Here is a 17507-nt window from a genome sequence, read left to right on the forward strand (position 1 = left end):
ACAAGAATTTTAACCGATGGTCAATATAGAAATCGACGGTAAGGAAGTATCTGTACCTAAGGGGAGCACCATTATGGATGGTGCAAAGCAAGTTGGTATATACATTCCACATTTCTGCTATCACAAAAAATTATCTATTGCTGCTAATTGTCGTATGTGTTTGGTGCAAGTAGAAAAGGCACCCAAGCCGTTGCCTGCTTGTGCAACACCAGTGATGGATGGAATGAAGGTATATACACATTCTCAGCAAGCCGTGACCGCGCAAAAAGGTGTAATGGAGTTCTTGCTAATTAATCATCCACTGGATTGCCCTATTTGTGACCAAGGTGGTGAGTGTCAGCTACAAGATCTGGCCGTGGGATATGGTTCAAGCGGATCAAGGTACTCCGAAGCGAAACGAGTTGTTCTTAATAAGAATTTGGGGCCATTGATATCAACAGATATGACACGATGTATACATTGTACGCGCTGTGTTCGGTTTGGTCAGGAAATTGCCGGGATTATGGAGCTTGGTATGGTTGGACGTGGTGAGCATTCGGAAATACTTGCGTTTGTTGGTAAAACAGTCGATTCTGAATTGTCGGGCAACGTGATTGATCTTTGTCCTGTCGGTGCATTGGTCAGTAAGCCATTTCGTTATTCGGCTCGTACATGGGAGTTATCTCGGAGAAAATCAATTAGTCCGCATTGTGGCTTAGGGTCAAATCTTGTGGTTCAGGTTAAACAAAATCGTGTAATGCGGGTGCTCCCTCGAGATAATGAAGAAATTAATGAATGCTGGTTATCTGATAAAGATCGATTTTCTTATGAAGGATTGAATTCTGAGGACAGACTGATACACCCCATGATCAAACGTGATGGTGAATGGTTTGAGTGTGATTGGCAAGAAGCATTGGAATTTACAGCCAATACTCTTCAGGCAATAAAACATCAATATGGTGCAAATAAAATTGCTGCATTAGGGTCTGCGTATAGTACCGTGGAAGAGCTTTATTTGTTGCAAAAATTATTACGAAGCTTGGGGAGTAGCAATATTGATCATCGCCTACGTCAATCCGACTTTAGCGCGGACAAGAAAATGCGGGGTATTCCATGGTTAGGCACTAGCATTGCAGATATTTCGCAACTAAAGTCGGTTTTGATTATTGGCAGTACGCTTCGTAAAGATCATCCACTCATAGCACAACGCTTGCGGCAGGCAGTTAAGAGTGGTATGAAAATGAATATTGTAAATCCAGTAGATGATGATTTGTTAGTTAATGTTGCAAACAAAACAATCGTTGCTCCGAGTTTAATGGTCAGAACTCTGACTGAAATTTTAAAAGTTGTTGTTGAAATAAAAGGAATAGAGCAAACGGATGAGTTAAAACGAACCCTTAATTCGTTAAGTGTTCCGAGTGCAACTAGTGCTGCGATTGCATCTAGCTTGATTGATAGCACACCAGCTGCAATTTATTTGGGTAATATTGCGCAACATCACCCTGATTATGCGAAGTTAAATTGGCTTGCAGGATTAATTGCTAAAATAAGTGGTGCAAGTTATGGCGTATTGGGTGAGGCTGCGAATAGTGTAGGCGCTTATCTTGCTGGCGCGATACCGGAAATTACCCCCACAACTACAGCATTTTCAATTTTTGAAAGACCGGATAATAGAGAATGTGGATTGAATGCTGCCCAAATGCTTGGATTCGACAGCGAGCTAGCAACCGAAAGATGCGGTGCTTTTATATTAATGAATACAGAACCGGAATACGATTCTTATAATTCGCAACAAGCATTAAAAACCATTAAAACGAGTAAGTTCGTGGTGTCATTGAATGCTTACCAAGGAAATGCAAAAGATTATGCAGATGTATTACTACCAGTTACGCCATTTACTGAAACATCAGGAACCTATGTTAATACAGAAGGCAGGGTGCAGAGTTTTAATGGAGTAGTTTCGCCATTAGGTGAAGCTAGACCTGCATGGAAGGTATTGCGTGTACTAGCTAATTTACTAGAGCTGGAAAAATTCGAATATGAAACAACAGAGCAAATACGTGCGGAGATTTTTCCTAATGGATTCGAGATTGACCGGTATTTGAATAATAGTTTAGAAAACTTTGAGGTTGCCATTTCGATAGATGAGAAAGAGGGTATCGAACGTATTGGGGAAGTTCCGATTTATCAAGCAGACCCGATTGTTCGTAGGGCTGAATCTCTACAGGCTACACACGATGCTGACTCGCCCAAGGTCTGGATGACGGATCAAATGTTGGAAAAATTAGGTATTGTCGTAGGTGATAAATTAAAAGTTAAGCAAGGAGAAGGAGTTGTGCAGCTTGAAGCTGGATTAGATGAAAAATTGCCGTCTAATTGTGTCCGTATCGCATGTGCACATCCTAAAACAGTCGCACTCGGCGCTCTGTTTGGTGAAGTAAAAATAGAGAAACTGTGATGCCAATGGTTGGAGTTTATTAATGGAGAATATTCAACAACAGTTTGTAGATGTGTTGGGTGCAGAATGGGGGAGCATGATGTTCTCTTTAGCTTCAAACATGACATTTATTTTTGCCATTGTTATTCCATTGTTATTGGGTGTGGCGTACCTTACTTTTGCAGAACGTAAGATAATTGCTTATATGCAAATTCGTGTAGGTCCGAATAGAGTAACTTTTTTTGGTATACCTTGGTTACGCGGTTGGGGGCAGCCGATTGCTGATGCAGTAAAGGCAATCATGAAGGAAATCATAATTCCGACAAGTGCAAATAAATTTCTTTTTATTCTGGCGCCTGTGCTAACCATCATGCCGGCGTTGGCTGCTTGGGCGGTGATCCCTTTTTCACCTGAACTCGTACTTGCGGATATCAACGCCGGATTGCTTTATATTCTGGCAATGACATCTATGGGTATATATGGGATCATTATCGCGGGGTGGGCATCAAATTCTAAATATGCTTTTATAGGTGCCATGCGCTCAGCTGCTCAAGTAGTTTCGTATGAGCTGGCAATGGGATTTGCCTTAGTATGTGTTTTAATGATGTCCCAAAGTTTGAATTTGGGTGATATTGTGAATGGCCAGCAAGGTAGCAGTCTGTTAAATTGGTATTTGATCCCATTGTTCCCGATGTTTCTGGTTTATTTAATTTCAGGTGTGGCTGAAACAAATCGCGCACCATTTGACGTCGCTGAAGGCGAATCAGAAATTGTTGCAGGTTTTCATGTTGATTATTCAGGTATGGCTTTTACCGTATTTTTTCTTGCCGAATATTCCAATATGATATTGGTAGCAGCATTAACATCTATTATGTTTCTGGGTGGGTGGTTGCCGCCGATTGATATTGCACCATTTACATTGGTACCTGGTTTTATTTGGCTACTATTAAAGATTGCATTTATTTTGTTCTTTTTTCTTTGGTTTCGTGCGACCTTTCCGCGGTATCGGTATGATCAGATTATGAGATTAGGCTGGAAAATATTTATTCCTATAACACTAGTGTGGATCGTTTTATTAGGTGCCATAATGCAATTGCCTGAATCAATACGAAATTCGTTTCCGTTAAATATCTGGTTTTAAAATTGAGAGAATATAATGGATCGTATCAAAAAATTTTTTAATACCTTTTTATTATTTGAGCTGTTAAAAGGTATGGCGGTAACTGGAAAATATCTCTTTAAACCAAAAATAACTGTACATTATCCAGAAGAAAAAACTCCTCAATCACCGCGCTTTCGTGGCTTGCATGCATTACGTCGTTATCCAAATGGAGAAGAACGCTGTATTGCTTGTAAATTATGTGAAGCGGTTTGTCCCGCGATGGCGATAACCATAGAATCAGAACAACGTGCGGATGGTACGCGGCGGACTACACGGTATGATATCGATTTAAGCAAATGTATTTTTTGTGGTTTCTGTGAGGAATCCTGTCCAGTTGATTCAATTGTTGAAACACGCATATTGGAATATCACTGTGAAAAAAGAGAGGATTTTATATATACCAAAGAAATGCTATTGGCGGTAGGAGATCGATATGAAGAACAAATTGCCAGAGACAGAGAAGTCGATGCACCCTATCGTTGAATCTTGCCGGTAAATACTAATGATTTTTCAAGATATTTTATTTTATTCTTTTTCAGCAATACTAATTGTATCGGCACTCGGTGTGATTACAGTGCGTAATCCAGTAAATTCAGCTTTATTGCTGGTATTGTCATTTGTTACGTGTGCTGGTTTATGGCTGCTGTTAGAAGCAGAATTTCTTGCGATTACTCTAGTATTGGTTTATGTAGGTGCTGTCATGGTTTTATTCTTATTTGTAGTAATGATGCTGGATATTAATCTGGACCGGTTACGCGAAGGATTCTGGAAATGGTTTCCGTTTGGTGCGATGATTGCATTGGTTATAGTCGTAGAAATATCAATGGTGCTGATGGGTAAGTATTTTGGGTACGAAGAAATGCCTATACCTGAACCAAAAGGTGCTGACTACAGTAATACCAAGGAATTGGGGCGATTGATTTATACCGAATATGTGTATGCGTTTGAATTGGCGGCTGTACTTTTGCTGGTTGCGATGATTGCGGCGATAGCGCTAACACTGCGTCATCGTGAAGATAAGAAATCTACGAATCCGTTTAAACAAGTCAAAGTAAAAAAAGAAGATAGAATTCGTATAGTGAGCATGTCGGCAGAAAAAAAAGAATGAGCGAGTGTGTACATACTTGTTTCCGCTTGATGACTATATAAAATATAAAAGAGGTGGCCTTTGATTTCACTGTCTCATTACCTTGTACTCGGTGCGATATTGTTTGCGATTGGATTAGTCGGTATTTTTCTGAATCGAAAAAATATCATTATTATACTAATGTCAATCGAATTGATGCTGCTGGCGGTGAATATGAACTTTGTTGCTTTTTCGCACTACTTGCAGGATATATCAGGACAAATTTTTGTATTTTTTATTCTGACAGTGGCAGCTGCTGAATCGGCTATTGGTTTGGCAATACTCGTAGTACTATTTCGCAATATGCATACAATTAATGTTGATGATTTAGATAAGCTTAAAGGTTAGTTAAGGAATATTTTAAGTATTTATAATTATAAGAATTATTAATCAAGATGCAGAAACTTTATTTATTGGTTCCGTTGGCACCGCTCTTGGGATCGCTTATCGCGGGATTATTGGGACGTTTTATTGGGCCTGTTTGGAGTCATCGTGTCACGATTGCATTAGTATTCGCTTCCTTGATGGCGTCTATTGTTATTTTTTGGGATGTACTAGAAGGTAATAGCTATAACGGCAGTGTCTATACCTGGTTAATAACAGGCGATACGCGATTCGAAATTGGTTTTCTAATTGATCAGTTATCGGCAACGATGATGGTTGTTGTTAGCTTAGTGTCACTAATGGTGCATATTTATACTATTGGTTATATGCATGGTGATCCAGGCTATCAACGTTTCTTCAGCTATATCTCGCTGTTCACCTTCTCGATGATGATGTTGGTGATGTCAAATAACTTCTTGCAATTATTTTTTGGTTGGGAAGCTGTTGGGCTGGTCTCGTATTTATTAATCGGTTTTTGGTATACGCGCCCTACTGCTGTTTATGCCAATATGAAGGCATTTTTAGTAAATCGTGTCGGAGATTTTGGCTTTCTCCTTGGTATTGGCATGATACTAGCTTATTTTGGTACGCTTGATTATGCATCTGTTTTTGCACAAGCTCCGAGCATCGTCGATGAAAATATCGAATTGATATCTGGTATGCCATGGCTTGTGATCACGGTTATTTGTATATTGTTGTTTATAGGCGCAATGGGGAAATCAGCACAATTTCCTTTACATGTATGGTTGCCTGATTCCATGGAAGGACCAACACCTATCTCAGCATTGATTCATGCCGCAACAATGGTGACTGCGGGTATATTCATGGTGGCTCGTATGTCGCCGCTTTTTGAGTTATCCGATACAGCTTTGTCAGTTATTTTAGTAATTGGTGGAGTTACTACATTATTTATGGCACTTGTTGCCGTGGTTCAAAATGATATTAAGCGAGTTGTTGCCTATTCTACACTATCTCAATTAGGTTATATGACTGTGGCACTGGGTGCATCTGCTTATTCCGCAGCAATTTTCCATCTGATGACACATGCATTCTTTAAAGCCGTTTTATTTTTGGGTGCTGGTTCTGTCATTATCGCCATGCATCATGAGCAAAATATGCAGAAAATGGGCGGACTTAAAAGCTACATGCCAATTACCTATTGGACGATGTTTATTGCTGCATTAGCCAGTGCGGGTGTTCCGGGATTTTCTGGTTTTTTCTCTAAAGATGCAATTATAGAGGCGGTTTACTTTGCTAATATTCCGGGTGGCAGTTTTGCTTATTTCTGTGTTTTGACAACGGTGTTTGTGACTGCTCTTTATACTTTCCGGTTAATCTTCATGACGTTTCATGGGGAACCTCGGATGGATCAGCATACTAAAGAGCATTTGCATGAGTCGCCGTGGGTGGTGACTGCGCCATTGTTGATATTAGCTATACCGACTATAGCGGCCGGATGGTTTATTGGCCCAATGGTTTTTGGTGATTATTTCAGCAATGCGATACATGTATTACCACACCATGATGCGATCGAGAAATTGGGTGCAGAATTTTCTGGGATAGGTGGGATGATAATGCATGCGCTGTATACCGCACCATTTTGGCTGTCTATGGCAGGTATTTTTACTGCTTGGTATTTGTATTGTGTAAGAATCGATATTCCAGAAAAAATGAAGGCGAGCTTTGGCTCAGTGTATAACTTGCTTGATCGCAAATACTATATTGACGAACTATATTCATGGCTTTTCTCTGGAGGAACACGTGCCTTAGGTACGGTGTTGTGGAGGTATGGCGATATCAAAATTATAGATGGATTCTTTGTCAATGGTGCGGCACGAGTGGTTGCACTGACTTCATCAATCGTTCGTCGCTATCAAACAGGCTATATTTATCATTATGCATTTACAATGATTGTGGGCATATTTTTTCTATTGACGTTATGGCTATATTAGATTGCGTAAATAAGTAATGAAATATGCTGTTGTTTGTAGATATCAATAAATAAAATACCTAAAAGTATATAAGTACTACTAACAAATAAAACGGAATAAGTATGTCGTTTGAATTCCCACTATTAAGTTTAATTATTTGGCTACCCATTGTGTTTGGTGTAGCCGTTTTTGCAACTGGAGGTGATCACAATGCTCGACTTGCTCGTTGGATCGCTTTAATTGGTTCAATTTTTGGATTTTTAATAGCGATTCCACTGTATACCAATTTTGATTCTACAACCGGCGCTATGCAGTTTCTGGAAGATCATGTCTGGTTTGAACGTTTTAACGTTAACTATCATATCGGCGTAGATGGTATTTCTATGCCATTAATCTTATTGAATTGTTTTATTACTCCTTTGGTGGTGGTGGCTGGATGGGAAGTTATTAAAGAACGTGTATCCCAATATCTGGGGGCATTCTTGGTGATGTCCGGAATTGTCAATGGTGTTTTTTCTTCACTGGACGCGGTTCTATTTTATGTATTCTGGGAGGCATCGTTAATACCGATGTTCTTAATAATTGGTATTTGGGGCGGCCCTAATCGTGTTTATGCAGCAATCAAATTTTTTCTTTATACGTTGCTTGGTTCCTTGTTGATGCTAATTGCATTTATTTATTTGTATCATGCATCAGAAGGAAGTTTCTCCATAGAGGATTATCACAAGCTAGCAATACCCATGACACCACAGATTTTAATATTTATTGCATTTCTTCTGGCATTTGCAGTTAAAGTCCCTATGTGGCCAGTACACACGTGGTTGCCAGATGCGCACGTTGAAGCACCCACGGGGGGCTCAGTAGTTCTGGCAGCAATCCTGCTCAAACTGGGGGGGTATGGTTTCTTGCGTTTTTCATTGCCAATCGCACCGGATGCAAGTCATTACTTAGCAGAAATGATGATTGTACTATCGCTGGTTGCTGTAGTTTACATCGGGTTGATTGCACTCATGCAAGTCGATATGAAGAAGTTAATAGCCTATTCATCTGTTGCCCATATGGGGTTTGTAACATTAGGCTTTTTCTTGCTGAACGCTTATGGTATTGAAGGTGCAATGGTACAAATGATTTCGCATGGCTTCATTTCCGGTGCGATGTTTCTTTGTGTCGGCGTGCTTTACGATCGATTACACTCCCGTCAGATTGCTGATTATGGCGGGGTCGTAAATAAAATGCCTGTTTTTGCGGCCTTTTTCATGCTATTTGCGATGGCGAATGCTGGTTTACCAGGGACGAGCGGTTTTGTAGGCGAATTCATGGTGATCATGAGTGCCGTTAAAGTAAATTTTTGGTACGCATTTCTTGCTGCAACCACATTGATATTTGGCGCTGCTTATACTTTATGGATGTATAAGCGCGTTATTTTTGGTGTTGTAACAAGTCCTGCGGTTGAAAGCTTGCAGGATATATCCACGCGAGAGTTCGGTTTGTTGGCAATTCTGGCAATTTCAGTTTTGTGGATTGGTATTTACCCATTTCCATTAACTGAAGTGATGCATGCAACTGTTGATCAACTTCTAACTCATGTTAGTAATAGTAAATTGTAATATAGAAATTTCAGAACGGTGATCGTTCCTGTTATAAGGATAATGAGTTAATGAATTTTATACCACCTGATTTTGCGCCAGCCTCGTCCGAGATATTTATGCTTATCATGGTGTGCGTGGTAATGCTTGCAGATCTTGCCGCTGGCGATAGGCGCTATATTGCATATTTGTTGACACAAACTACGCTGCTGGGTTGTACGATACTTACCTTCATATCATTTTCCACTGAATCAACGCTAACTTTTCACGGTATGTTCATCGATGATTCCATGGCCGACATTCTAAAATTGATGGTTTATGGTACGGTATCAGCTGCACTTGTATATTCACATTCCTATATAAGTGATCGTGGAATGTTGAAAGGAGAATTTTTTAGTTTAATACTATTTGCAACTCTGGGCATGATGGTTATGATATCAGCCAGTCATTTCCTGACTCTATATATCGGTCTGGAATTGCTTTCCTTATCACTTTATGCATTAGTGGCATTAAGGCGTGATTCCTTGGTGGCGACAGAGGCAGCTATGAAGTTCTTTGTGTTGGGCGCATTGGCATCAGGTTTTTTACTGTATGGCATGTCTATGGTCTATGGAGCGACAGGAACGCTTCATGTATCTCAGCTTGCACAAGTTATTCAAAGCGGCGCAAGTAGTAAAGAAGTGCTCGTTGTCGGATTGGTTTTTATTGTGGCAGGTATTGCTTTTAAGCTTAGTGCAGCCCCTTTTCATATGTGGGCACCGGATGTTTATCAGGGCTCGCCGACTGCGATAACACTATTTATAGGCTCTGCACCAAAATTAGCGGCATTTGGTTTTGTAATGCGGCTATTAATAGAAGGAATGAGTGAAATGGTTACTGACTGGCAAGGCATGCTGGTCATTTTGTCCGTTTTGTCTATGGCGGTGGGTAATATTGCGGCGATAGCGCAAACAAATATCAAGCGCATGCTAGCTTATTCGACTATTTCGCATATGGGCTTTTTGTTGCTTGGATTTATTAGCGCTGATGCAAATGGTTATAGCTCGGCTTTGTTTTATATCATTGCTTATGTCTTGATGACTCTTGGTACTTTTGCCCTGATTATGTTGTTGTGCCGATGCGGATTTGAAGCCGAAAACATTGATGACTTTAAGGGGCTTAGCAAGAGGAATTCCTGGTATGCATTCATTGCACTGTTATTGATGTTATCACTGGCAGGTATTCCACCTATGATTGGGTTTTATGCAAAATTTGCTGTGTTGCAGGCAGTTGTCAATGCTGGCTATATTTGGCTGGCTGTGATGGCAGTGGTATTTTCGTTGATCGGCGCTTTTTATTATTTGCGTATTATCAAATTAATGTATTTTGATGATCCGGAAACTATAGAACCTCTCGTTTCTAATAGTGATGTTAGAATTTTATTGAGCGCTAATGGTTTTGCAGTTTTAGCATTAGGCATATTCCCACAGGGACTCATGGGGTTAAGTCTTTATGCAATCCAAAATTCTATGTAGTTAACAATAGACAGAGCGTTTTTTCGAGAAATCCTCTGTTGTGACGTAACTACATCTCACAGAAAATCAAAGTAAATTTCTTATCTTGCCGAACTGGAGTATTTTAACGATATTCCTTGAGTTATCGATTATGAAAAGAGTTTGTTTAGATAACATCATGATAAGCTCTATAATCGATCTATGATCAATTAGCTTGAATTCTTCAGTTTAAATCCCATATCTAGGCAAAACATTTAAGGAGGCAAACATGCAGGATGCAACAACTAAAGAACAATTAAGTTTTCAAGCGGAAGCAAAGCAATTACTAAAATTAATGATTCATTCCTTATATAGTAATAAGGAAATATTTTTGCGCGAACTGATTTCAAATGCTTCTGATGCGGCAGACAAATTACGTTTTGAAGCTCTTACGGATGCTGCACTTTATGAGTCGGACTCCGATCTTAGAATTCTCGTTAGTTATGATATTAATGAGCGAACTATCTCCATATCTGATAATGGTATCGGCATGTCCCGCCAGGAGGTTATTGATCATATAGGAACTATTGCAAAATCAGGTACCCGCGAATTTTTTAATTCATTAACGGGCGATCAAGTCAAAGATGCGCATTTGATTGGTCAATTTGGTGTAGGATTTTATTCAGCTTTCATTATTGCTGACAAAGTGACCTTGACTACCAGACGTGCCGGATTGACTGCGGAACATGGTGTGAAGTGGGAGTCTAGCGGCGAAGGTGATTACACGTTGGAAACTGTTGATAAATCAACGCGTGGAACCGAAATAATTCTGCATTTACGCAAGGAAGAGGATGAGTTTCTGAATGGAATGAGAATTCGTAATATTATTCGGAAATATTCAGATCATATTACCTTGCCAATTGTGATGAGAAAGGAGGAATGGTCGCAAGAAGAAAGTAAAAATAAAATTCTTGATGAAGATGAAACCATCAATCAGGCGAATGCATTATGGGCGCGCCCAAAGAATGAAATTACTGCAGAACAGTATAATGAGTTCTATAAACATGTGGCGCATGATTTTGAGCCTCCGCTTGCTTATGTACACGCACGAGTAGAAGGTAAGCAAGATTATACACAGTTGCTATATATTCCCGCTCGAGCACCTTTTGATTTATTTGATCGTGAGCGCCGCCACGGGATTAAATTATACGTGCAACGGGTTTTCATCATGGATGATGCGGAAAAGCTATTGCCTAATTATTTGCGTTTTGTACGAGGCGTGATTGATTCGAATAATTTACCTTTGAATGTGTCACGAGAAATTTTGCAGGAATCCAGAGATATTGATTCAATCAGGGCGGGTGTGGTCAAGAAAGTTCTGGGATTAATTGAAGATTTATCAAAACACGAAGACGATGACGATAAAGAAAAATACAAGACATTCTATCGGGAATTTGGCCAGGTTCTAAAAGAAGGTGTAGGGGAAGATTTTTCTAATCGTGAACGCATTGCCAAGCTATTACGTTTTGTTACAACAAGCAGTGATTCCGATGAACCGACAGTTTCTTTGGAAACCTATCTGCAACGAATGAAAGAAGGTCAAGAAAAAATTTATTATGTGACTGCGGATAGTCTCAAGGCGGCTAAAAACAGCCCACATCTTGAGGTTTTTCGCAAAAAGGGCATTGAAGTATTCTTATTATCGGATCGTGTTGATGAATGGCTGGTGAGCAATCTAACGGAGTTCGAAGGAAAGCCCCTACAATCAGTAGCTAAGGGGGGGTTGGATTTGGGAAACTTGGAAGATGCGACTGAGAAAGAAGAACGCGAGAAAGAAACCAATGCTTTCCAAGGATTGACTGAGAAAATGAAAGAGACACTCAGTGAACAAGTAAAAGATGTGCGTGTCACGTTCCGCTTGACTGAATCTCCCGCCTGCCTGGTAGCGGACACTTACGATATGGGTGGTAATTTGGAAAGATTATTGAAATCGGCTGGGCAAAAAATACAACATACCAAACCAATACTGGAAATTAACCCACATCATCCAATGGTGCAAAGATTAAATACTGAAGCGGAAAATTTTGAGGATTGGAGTCAGATATTGTTTGATCAAGCTTTACTGGCTGAAGGCGGTCAGCTCGAAGATCCAGCTGCGTTTGTCAAAAGACTCAACGACTTGTTACTGTTAAAGTCTTAAAGTATTGCAGATATTGTATGAGAATATTCCCTGAACAAGTCATAGAGATGCTGGAGAATTGAAGCTGAAATGTGAAACTTCTGGTTATCTCGAATGTCCATTTTTCGGACAGGTAAAGTGTGGTGTTATAAATTCTGTGAGTAAAATCAAACAAGCCGATGGTGAGACCGAAGAATAATCAGGCAATCGATTCAGTAAAAACCTACCAGGCGAAGTTACTGGCACCCTTCGCAGTTTTAGGTATTAAAACAGAAGAGGATTGGCTTACTAACATTGATTATTTGCCGGTTGATACACCACTTCTGGCACCACAAACTGGGTTGGCAAAAGAAGTATGTAGGCAATTGCTCGCTTACTTGAATGAGTCAAATTTTACATTTGACTTGTGTTTGCATATCCATGGCACGGTGCATCAGCAGCGTGTTTGGCATGCTATTCAAGCTATTCCATGCGGAAAGACCAGTAGCTATGCAGAAATAGCAACGCAACTGCATTCAGCACCTAGAGCGGTAGGTGGAGCGTGCGGTGCCAATCGTATCCCGATTGTCATACCGTGTCACCGGGTTATTTCCAAGAGTGGTGGAATAGGAGGTTTTATGAATGCGAGTGAAGGAAATCCTTTAGAGATTAAACGTTGGTTGTTACAACATGAGAGTTCCTGAGTTAAATGCTGGACTTCTGGATGAGTTTTCTGATGCTTTATGGCTCGAAGATGGCTTGTCGCGTAATACACTGGACAGCTATCGCAATGATCTGCAACTTTTTAGTGAATGGTTGAAGAGACGTAATCCGAGTAATAGTAAGTTAACCGAGGCGACAAATTCTGATCTGCTGGAATTTCTTGCATCTAGAGTTGCAGCTAAGATGAAAGCCAGTACTACGAGCCGAGAGTTATCCAGTTTAAAGCGTTTTTATCGATTTCTACTGCGCCAGGGGAAAATTGCAATTGACCCAAGTCTTAATATTGAAACGCCTAAACTGCAACGCCACTTGCCGGAAAGTCTCTCAGAAAAAGAAGTTGATCTGCTGCTAAGTGCACCGGATCTTGCGCAGCCGCTTGGCTTGCGCGATCGTGCCATGCTTGAAGCTTTGTATGCTAGTGGATTACGGGTATCGGAATTGATCAACCTTAAGTATTCGCAAGTCAGCATGGATATGGGGGTATTGCGGGTCATGGGTAAGGGCAGAAAAGAGCGCCTTGCGCCAGTGGGAGAAGAATCACTCCAATGGTTGAACCGTTATACTAAAGAGGCGAGGCCTCTGCTGCTAAATGGTATCGTTACGGATACCATATTTGTGACAACTCGTGGTGCCGCTATGACACGCCAAGCTTTTTGGTACCTTATCAAAAGGTACGCGCAATTGGTGGGCATCGCCAAACAGTTATCGCCACACACGTTACGCCACGCATTTGCCACTCATTTGTTAAATCATGGTGCTGATTTGCGCGTTGTGCAATTACTATTGGGGCATGCGGATATATCAACCACACAAATTTACACACATATTGCACGAGAACGTCTTAAACAGCTTCACGCCAAGCATCATCCACGCGGATAATCCGAAATTTGACTATCTTCTGGTCAATAAAGGATAAAGCGCCACAATTCCAATGCCAATAAACGCAGACAACGACCAATCAGGGATTGTCAACGATAAAAATATCCAATCAACATTAGCGCAATCTCCATTAGCCTCAAACATTCCAGGCCACCAATTGGCGATGGGCAATGAGTTCAGCAAGACTTCTTCAGGGCTGATACCACATTCAAACGATTCCGGATATCGAATCAACCAGGCATGTCGTGCTGCAATGATTGTTCCCATGAACGCAAGTATAACTATCAATAAACTATAGAGGTGACGCCCAAAGGATTTAGGGTTATGAAGAAGAGCAATAAATGCTGTCAATGCCAATGACCAATATGCCAGACGCTGTGCAACACAAAGCGGGCAAGGTAATAAGCCTTTTACATGTTGTAGATATTGGGCGTAGCTCAGAAGTCCGATACAAACTAGTAAGATGAATAGAAAGAATAATCTCATTGGTTTTTTATTAACGGAATCTAATTGATGGGATAGTTTATCCATAAATCGTTTGTGGAAATCGTACAATTTGCTATGATGAACAAACAAGAAAAATACCAATTTGAAACAAGGTTTCGGAACAATACTCGATATAAATATAAAGTATAGATTTATTTATCTGGTAGCATGTCTGTAGTAGTTGTGGAATTTTTTTCAATCATCAATTCAAGGAGATTCACCATGCAAGCAAGGTTATATTTCTTGGTTCTAATTATTCTTACTTTTCTGGTTTCAAGTGTATCCTTGGCTGGAAAATCAGAAAATGCCGGTGAAGCTAAATCGAGTGTAGGAACCAATCTCTATCATATCAAATTAGCCGAGCATTACGAAAAGGAATCCAAGGAAATGAATGCAAAAGCAGAAGAACAAAGAGAGATGCTAAGAGAGTATGAAGAACACAGTGAATACTACGGTCGGGCAGGGCAAGAATTCCATGCACATCATGAAGCTCTATTAAGAGAATATACTAAAGCTGCAAAACAAAATGAGGATATGGCTGCCGCCCATAGGAAAATGGCAGAATAGATCAGGGGATTATATTTGTTTATAACAAGTTAACGAATAGTTTGGGTTATCACATTCTGAAATACCAATACCTTCATAATTCGTACAGGATTATGAAGGTTTTTTTGAGAAAAATAGCTTATTTTTATAGCATACAAATACCGAGGTGATCCCATCCGTTATTTTTCCCTCCAGATTGCATATGCAAGTAAAGCCCAAGCGGTGAGGAATGAAATGCCGCCAAAGGGTGTGATCATGCCGAGGGTACGCATATCAGTTATGCTAAGCGCATAAAGACTGAAGCTGAACAAAACAATGCCAATCATCATTAACCAACCGGATATTGGCATTAAACGAGACTTGGGGAAATGCAGCAGAAGCAGGCCGATCACGATGATTCCAAAAGCGTGATAAAAATGATATTGCACGCCAGTGTGATATACCGAAAGCATATCGGCTGATAACATTCTTTTCAATCCATGCGCACCGAAGGCGCCTAATGCGATGCATAAAAATGCATTCAATATGCCTATAATTAGAAAAGTTCTTGACATCGAGATCTCTTTGTTATTGTTAAATATGGAGAGGAAGCTATCGACTATTGGTCGGAATCGTTGGTCATGATGACATCTGCTTTACATATTCCTCGTGCGAATTTTACCTTAATTCTATCCCCGGAATGAATTTGTTTGCTGCTACGAATGATAGTGCCGTCCTTGGAATGAGCGATACTATAACCTCGTTCCAGTATTGATTGCGGGTTTAGATGGAATAACTGTATCTGTAAATGTCTTAACCCGGAAAACAATATTTCGGAATAACGGGAATAGGCATAGCATAAACGTGAAACCAATTCATCGTGTTGTTCTTGTAATCGGGTAACCCGTGGACGTGCTGCCATTAACCGTTGATTGAAATCGAGCAATTTCCATTGTCTTTTTTCCAACTGATGTACCCATGTTTTAATGAGCCGGTCTTGCAAATGTTGTTGATGAATGACTTGTTGTTTGATTTTGTCCCCAGGATAAATTAATCGGTGTGACAGAAGGTCCACTTGCTGCATGGCGTGTTCGATACGATGCAAAGTGGTACGGTACATGCGCTGATGCAATATATTCAATCGATGGCTCAATTCTATCCAGTCCTTGCTAACCAACTCTGCTGCTGCAGTAGGTGTAGGGGCGCGCATGTCTGCAACAAAATCAGCAATGGTAAAATCTGTTTCGTGCCCAATGCCGCTGATAAGGGGAATTGAGCAAGAATCAATAGCACGCGCTACAGTTTCTTCATTAAATGCCCATAAATCTTCAATGCTGCCACCGCCGCGGCAAAGTATCAGTACATCACATTCTGTTCGTTGACACGCTGTTTTAATGATTTCTGCAATGCTATTAGCGGCTGTTTTTCCCTGTACCAGGGTGGGGTAAATAATGATCGACAAGGAGGGCATGCGGCGTTGTAAGGTCGATAAGACATCTTGTAGTGCTGCAGTATCCAGGGAAGTAATGATGCCGACTTGTTGGGGAAAGGTAGGCAATGGTTTTTTCTTCTCGGGATTGAATAACCCGGCTTGTTGCAACTTGGATTTAAGTGTTTCAAACGCTGCAAATAACTCTCCTAGCCCCGCGCGCCGCATAGTTTCCACATTAAGCTGAAAATCACCGCGCGGCTCATATAGAGTGACCAATGCAAGCACTTCCACTTGCATGCCATCTATGGGGCGCCAATCAATAAATTGATTCTTGTGACTGAATAACACGCAACGTACTTGCGCTTGATTATCCTTAAGAGAAAAATACCAATGACCTGATTGATAGCGCTTTAGATTGGATATTTCGCCTTTAATCCATAATAATGGAATATTATGTTCCAGTAACTGTTTGGTATTATTGTTTAACTCGCTGACTGTCAATATCTTGTGCACCGGGTTGTTTGGGAAGAACAGATTCATTTTGACGGGTAGGATTTGTATGGATGAGTATCTTCTAATACTCTGAAATAAGTATCAAAGCTATTTGAGGAATTAGAGTATTCAAGCTCGATTCTGTCTGGCTTGGTTAAAAATTTTAATATGTATTCTATCACTGCATTGCCCCTAACCCATCGCTGGAATGTTTCAGCGATAACTTGAATCAAACATGTTGCCATATAAGTTTTCATAGTTTGAGAGGCAAGACTGCATGCGATGATCATTGTAGTTACACGTAAATTGTCGTCGTATTCGCGTAAATTGCACCTTGATAGGCATTAGATACTTGTTATGGCAGCTCAGCCAAATTAAAACTATTAACCTATTTCCTTATCTGTTAATCTTGCTCCTCAAAAGAACAATATTGATTTTCTTTGAAAAGAATATTGACATTTAACCCCATAACAAGTTGTAATACGCGGTTCTATTGATAAAATAATATTCACAGGAGCGTCAAATGAAACGTACTTATCAGCCTTCAGTAACTAAAAGAAAACGTACTCATGGATTTCTAGTGCGTATGAGAACGCGGAGTGGTGCCGCGATAATCCGTGCTCGTCGTGCAAAAGGCCGGGCTCGATTGAGTGTTTAAATAATTTTGGGTTATATTTTTTATTTTTAGATTTGCTGAAATTCAATCTTTACCAAAGAATTGTAGATTACACAAAG

General features: G+C 40.3%; 16 protein-coding genes. 13 read left to right on the plus strand and 3 right to left on the minus strand.

Annotation, left to right across the window (positions count from 1 at the left end):
• Positions 1–16 precede the first annotated feature (16 nt).
• The 11 genes from nuoG to xerD all read left to right on the plus strand — a co-directional run bounded on the left by nuoG (position 17) and on the right by xerD (position 13837).
• Positions 17–2437 (plus strand): NADH-quinone oxidoreductase subunit NuoG, encoded by a 2421-nt coding sequence (nuoG, locus tag CPG39_RS11900; RefSeq protein WP_096293734.1) that lies wholly within the window; start codon positions 17–19, stop codon positions 2435–2437.
• A 22-nt stretch (positions 2438–2459) separates the two neighbouring features.
• Positions 2460–3557: an NADH-quinone oxidoreductase subunit NuoH gene (gene nuoH, locus CPG39_RS11905; RefSeq protein WP_096293735.1), complete on the plus strand. Its 1098-nt coding sequence runs from the start codon at positions 2460–2462 to the stop codon at positions 3555–3557.
• Positions 3558–3572: 15 nt separating this feature from the next.
• Positions 3573–4061, plus strand: coding sequence for an NADH-quinone oxidoreductase subunit NuoI (gene nuoI / locus CPG39_RS11910; RefSeq protein ID WP_013648479.1), 489 nt, complete (start codon positions 3573–3575; stop codon positions 4059–4061).
• A gap of 19 nt (positions 4062–4080) precedes the next feature.
• Positions 4081–4686, plus strand: a complete 606-nt coding sequence (locus CPG39_RS11915; protein ID WP_096293737.1) for an NADH-quinone oxidoreductase subunit J — start codon at positions 4081–4083, stop codon at positions 4684–4686.
• A 60-nt stretch (positions 4687–4746) separates the two neighbouring features.
• Positions 4747–5052 (plus strand): NADH-quinone oxidoreductase subunit NuoK, encoded by a 306-nt coding sequence (gene nuoK, locus CPG39_RS11920; protein WP_013648477.1) that lies wholly within the window; start codon positions 4747–4749, stop codon positions 5050–5052.
• 47 nt (positions 5053–5099) lie between these two features.
• A complete protein-coding gene (gene nuoL / locus CPG39_RS11925) occupies positions 5100–7040 on the plus strand; it encodes an NADH-quinone oxidoreductase subunit L (protein ID WP_096293739.1) in 1941 nt (646 codons plus the stop codon).
• A gap of 101 nt (positions 7041–7141) precedes the next feature.
• Positions 7142–8626, plus strand: coding sequence for an NADH-quinone oxidoreductase subunit M (locus CPG39_RS11930; protein WP_096293741.1), 1485 nt, complete (start codon positions 7142–7144; stop codon positions 8624–8626).
• Between the two features lie 50 nt (positions 8627–8676).
• Complete coding sequence (gene nuoN, locus CPG39_RS11935) at positions 8677–10119, plus strand: NADH-quinone oxidoreductase subunit NuoN (protein WP_096293742.1); 1443 nt, start codon at positions 8677–8679, stop codon at positions 10117–10119.
• A 247-nt stretch (positions 10120–10366) separates the two neighbouring features.
• Positions 10367–12277 carry a molecular chaperone HtpG gene (gene htpG / locus CPG39_RS11940; RefSeq protein WP_096293744.1) on the plus strand — a complete coding sequence of 637 codons (1911 nt, stop codon included), beginning with the start codon at positions 10367–10369 and terminating at the stop codon, positions 12275–12277.
• Between the two features lie 158 nt (positions 12278–12435).
• Positions 12436–12939 carry a methylated-DNA--[protein]-cysteine S-methyltransferase gene (locus CPG39_RS11945; RefSeq protein WP_096293746.1) on the plus strand — a complete coding sequence of 168 codons (504 nt, stop codon included), beginning with the start codon at positions 12436–12438 and terminating at the stop codon, positions 12937–12939.
• Positions 12926–13837 (plus strand): site-specific tyrosine recombinase XerD, encoded by a 912-nt coding sequence (gene xerD, locus CPG39_RS11950; protein ID WP_096293747.1) that lies wholly within the window; start codon positions 12926–12928, stop codon positions 13835–13837. Before CPG39_RS11945 ends, xerD begins: the two co-directional genes overlap by 14 nt.
• Positions 13838–13849: 12 nt before the next feature.
• On the opposite strand, the gene CPG39_RS11955 is transcribed toward xerD, so the two are convergent.
• A complete protein-coding gene (locus CPG39_RS11955; RefSeq protein WP_096293749.1) occupies positions 13850–14368 on the minus strand; it encodes a disulfide bond formation protein B in 519 nt (172 codons plus the stop codon).
• A gap of 177 nt (positions 14369–14545) precedes the next feature.
• On the opposite strand from CPG39_RS11955, the gene CPG39_RS11960 reads away from it, so the two are divergent.
• Entirely contained in the window at positions 14546–14890 is a 345-nt protein-coding gene (locus tag CPG39_RS11960) for a hypothetical protein (RefSeq protein ID WP_096293751.1), read from the plus strand.
• 158 nt (positions 14891–15048) lie between these two features.
• Here CPG39_RS11960 and CPG39_RS11965 read toward each other — a convergent pair whose 3' ends face one another.
• Together CPG39_RS11965 and xseA are read right to left on the minus strand one after the other, a co-directional pair.
• Positions 15049–15423 (minus strand): DUF423 domain-containing protein, encoded by a 375-nt coding sequence (locus CPG39_RS11965; protein WP_096293753.1) that lies wholly within the window; start codon positions 15421–15423, stop codon positions 15049–15051.
• Between the two features lie 44 nt (positions 15424–15467).
• Positions 15468–16820 carry an exodeoxyribonuclease VII large subunit gene (gene xseA, locus CPG39_RS11970; RefSeq protein WP_096293755.1) on the minus strand — a complete coding sequence of 451 codons (1353 nt, stop codon included), beginning with the start codon at positions 16818–16820 and terminating at the stop codon, positions 15468–15470.
• 475 nt (positions 16821–17295) lie between these two features.
• Here xseA and rpmH point away from each other — a divergent pair, with 475 nt between their 5' ends.
• On the plus strand, positions 17296–17430 hold the full coding sequence (gene rpmH / locus CPG39_RS11975; protein WP_013648467.1) for a 50S ribosomal protein L34: 135 nt from the start codon (positions 17296–17298) through the stop codon (positions 17428–17430).
• Positions 17431–17507: the final 77 nt, after the last annotated feature.

Origin of the sequence: Nitrosomonas ureae, from assembly GCF_900206265.1 — a bacterium.
In the GTDB taxonomy this organism is placed as follows: domain Bacteria; phylum Pseudomonadota; class Gammaproteobacteria; order Burkholderiales; family Nitrosomonadaceae; genus Nitrosomonas; species Nitrosomonas ureae_C.

Bases quoted from the DNA above. Each gene is read 5' to 3' on its own strand.
- nuoG (WP_096293734.1), top strand. From the start codon at position 17: ATGGTCAATATAGAAATCGACGGTAAGGAAGTATCTGTACCTAAGGGG.
- nuoH (WP_096293735.1), top strand. From the start codon at position 2,460: ATGGAGAATATTCAACAACAGTTTGTAGATGTGTTGGGTGCAGAATGG.
- nuoI (WP_013648479.1), top strand. From the start codon at position 3,573: ATGGATCGTATCAAAAAATTTTTTAATACCTTTTTATTATTTGAGCTG.
- CPG39_RS11915 (WP_096293737.1), top strand. From the start codon at position 4,081: ATGATTTTTCAAGATATTTTATTTTATTCTTTTTCAGCAATACTAATT.
- nuoL (WP_096293739.1), top strand. From the start codon at position 5,100: ATGCAGAAACTTTATTTATTGGTTCCGTTGGCACCGCTCTTGGGATCG.
- CPG39_RS11930 (WP_096293741.1), top strand. From the start codon at position 7,142: ATGTCGTTTGAATTCCCACTATTAAGTTTAATTATTTGGCTACCCATT.
- nuoN (WP_096293742.1), top strand. From the start codon at position 8,677: ATGAATTTTATACCACCTGATTTTGCGCCAGCCTCGTCCGAGATATTT.
- htpG (WP_096293744.1), top strand. From the start codon at position 10,367: ATGCAGGATGCAACAACTAAAGAACAATTAAGTTTTCAAGCGGAAGCA.
- CPG39_RS11945 (WP_096293746.1), top strand. From the start codon at position 12,436: ATGGTGAGACCGAAGAATAATCAGGCAATCGATTCAGTAAAAACCTAC.
- xerD (WP_096293747.1), top strand. From the start codon at position 12,926: ATGAGAGTTCCTGAGTTAAATGCTGGACTTCTGGATGAGTTTTCTGAT.
- CPG39_RS11955 (WP_096293749.1), bottom strand. From the start codon at position 14,368: ATGGATAAACTATCCCATCAATTAGATTCCGTTAATAAAAAACCAATG.
- CPG39_RS11960 (WP_096293751.1), top strand. From the start codon at position 14,546: ATGCAAGCAAGGTTATATTTCTTGGTTCTAATTATTCTTACTTTTCTG.
- CPG39_RS11965 (WP_096293753.1), bottom strand. From the start codon at position 15,423: ATGTCAAGAACTTTTCTAATTATAGGCATATTGAATGCATTTTTATGC.
- xseA (WP_096293755.1), bottom strand. From the start codon at position 16,820: ATGAATCTGTTCTTCCCAAACAACCCGGTGCACAAGATATTGACAGTC.
- rpmH (WP_013648467.1), top strand. From the start codon at position 17,296: ATGAAACGTACTTATCAGCCTTCAGTAACTAAAAGAAAACGTACTCAT.